Raw genomic sequence first — 2,325 nt, 5'->3', positions numbered from 1 at the left:
GTGGAGTATGAATAGCTGTACCCGGGGTGCTCTTCTTCGACCCGGCGGACGGCGCCGGTGACCGTCTCGGCGGTCCATGCCATTTCGGCTACAGCCGTGTCGCCTAGCAGGGTGGTGAAGTCTGAAATTTCGATGCTCATGGTGTTCGCCTTAATATGCAGGTGTCGGGAAACTTGCCGCCCTCGAGCGGTCCGCTGCTGAGGCTACGATGCCGGCCGGAAGGGTCACCGGCCTGGAGGCATTACCCGCATCTGGTCGATGCGTTTTGTCGACGCGCTTCGTCGACGCGCGTCAATGAAAGAACTGTAGAGCGCGCCAAAAAATGTGTCAAGCGTCACATCCGATGCGCAGGAGGCGCTCCGGTCAGCTGTTGCGCGACGGCCCCGGCCGGGAAGGCGCGGCGGCGCAGCTCGCCCGAACAGTCAACTCGGGCGTGAACAGCTTCTGGAAGGCGGCCGGATCCTCGCCTCGAAGGCGCCGGACCAGATAGTTGACTGCCAGCCTGGCCAACTCGCTGTGGTTCGGAGAAAATCCAGTCACATTGGGATGGCTCGTCCTTGATCCGTCTTCGCTGCCGTTAAGGCCCACCAAGGACAGGTCCCGGGGGATGCGGACTCCATGCTCAGCAGCCGCAGCCGTGAAGCCCGGAACGGCGGGCTCGTTGAACGTCAGCAGCGCGGTCACCCGGGGTTCCTGTGCCCGGATCTTGTCGAAAGCGTCCCAACCGCCATTAAACGTCGGGCAAACCGTGAACACGGGAATCCGGAGCCCCCTTGACCCGGCGGCCGCCAGGACAGCGTCCCGCATTCTCACCATCGGTCCATGCCCGGCATCCAGTTCATCCCGTGACCTGGTTATATACGCCAGGTTCTCGTGGCCCAGCCCAAGGGCATACTCGACCGCCATGTTGACCGTGGCTTCGAAGTCCGCATCGACAAATGACTGTGGCTGGATGCCTCCGGTGCGACCGATCGTGGTGAAGGGAAGATCCTCCTCCAGAAGGAACGACACCCGCTCATCGACCGTTCGCACTTCCATCAGCACCACGCCCTCGACGATTCCCTGGCTGACAACCTTCCGAAGCTCCTCGACATCCTGCGCACTGTAGGGCCACAGCAGCAAGTGATAGCCTTCACGGCGCGCCTGATCGGTAGCGGCCTGGATGTATTCGAAGTCGGTCAGGTTGAACCCGACCTCCGTAACGGGAACGATCAAGGCAATGATTCCCGTGCGCTTGCCGGCCAGACCCTGCGCCAGGGCATTGGGGGTGTAGTCAAGATGTTTCATCGCCTGCAGGACCTGCTGACGCGTCTGGTCGGAAATCGGCCGGGTGCCGCTCAAAACGTACGACACCGTGCTCCTGGAAACACCGGCAGCACGGGCAACGTCCTCCATGGTGGCCAAGGGTGTCTCCTCCGGATCGGCGTCGGGCCAGGGGGTTACCCGGGATCATGCCACCGAGCGAATTCACATCCCCCGGGTCAGCATACCGGTGAGGCGGTCCGGATTGGCGGAGTATGGTCGGCCGTTTGGCCCTCACCGCCTCCGGGCAGGCGGAGACCAGGCGGGTGGCGGGGTTGAAGCCGATGGCCGCCTGGACCCTGGGAGAAAAACGGAGGCGGCGAAAGCGGCGACGATGTCCGACATGACGGCGGCTCCGAGGATGATGCCGGCCTGCCGGCCGCCCGGACGACCCCTTGGTGCCGAACCTCACCGCCACCCCGGTCGTCCGGTGAGATAAATGACATCTTTGCGTAAGCGTTTGCACCTACTGTGGCGTAGGTCATATTTTGGTGCTCGCGGCCAGGACCGGTGCGCCCCAGACCCCGGTCCTGGACGCTCCAATGCCGCCGTCGGCGGCACGTGATTCGAGGGGGATTGGATCGATTTGAAAACGTTGGAAACACTCGTGCGTGCAGGCCTCAGCCGTCGGTTGACGGAAAACGCGCAGGTGACCGTCTCACCGGAAAACTTTCTGCAGGCACTGGACGTGGATATCACCGCAGACCCCCACTCCGTAAAGGCTCACCGCAGCATTCCGGGCTACGAGAGCTTGGGGATCGGCGCGGCGGCGGAAAGGCTGGACGCCGTGGCCGGTCTGGGCATCAAGGGCGTCGCGGTCCGGGTCATTGACCGGCCGGTGTCCGGGCGGGAAGAATGGCGTGGCCGCCGGGACCCGTGGGTGTCCGCGATCGGCACGCTGGTCGAAGAGGCCGCGGCCAGGCACCTGACGGTGGTGGTCGACCCGTTCAGCGCGGCGCTGCAACCCACCGGCCAGTGGGGTCTGCTTTCGGACCTGGAACCTGCCGACGGCGGGACCTTGGG

General features: G+C 64.2%; 2 protein-coding genes. One reads left to right on the top strand and one right to left on the bottom strand.

What is annotated here, in order from left to right; genetic code table 11:
• Positions 1–363: 363 nt before the first annotated feature.
• The gene (locus E1809_RS26320) at positions 364–1,395 is read right to left on the bottom strand and encodes a LacI family DNA-binding transcriptional regulator (RefSeq protein WP_235835795.1); all 1,032 of its coding nucleotides are present in this window, start codon (positions 1,393–1,395) and stop codon (positions 364–366) included.
• A gap of 595 nt (positions 1,396–1,990) precedes the next feature.
• Between E1809_RS26320 and E1809_RS26315 the strand changes: the two genes are divergently transcribed.
• The coding region (locus E1809_RS26315) for a hypothetical protein (protein WP_133207154.1) at positions 1,991–2,325 on the top strand (335 nt) is incomplete at its 3' end.

Source organism: Arthrobacter terricola (assembly GCF_004354015.1).
Classification (GTDB): Bacteria; Actinomycetota; Actinomycetes; order Actinomycetales; family Micrococcaceae; genus Arthrobacter; species Arthrobacter terricola.
Note: the sequence above shows the minus strand (reverse complement) of the source record. Positions and strands in the feature narration are given on the sequence as shown.

Excerpts from the sequence above, each read along its gene's own strand:
- E1809_RS26320 (WP_235835795.1), bottom strand. The coding sequence starts at position 1,395 with ATGGAGGACGTTGCCCGTGCTGCCGGTGTTTCCAGGAGCACGGTGTCG.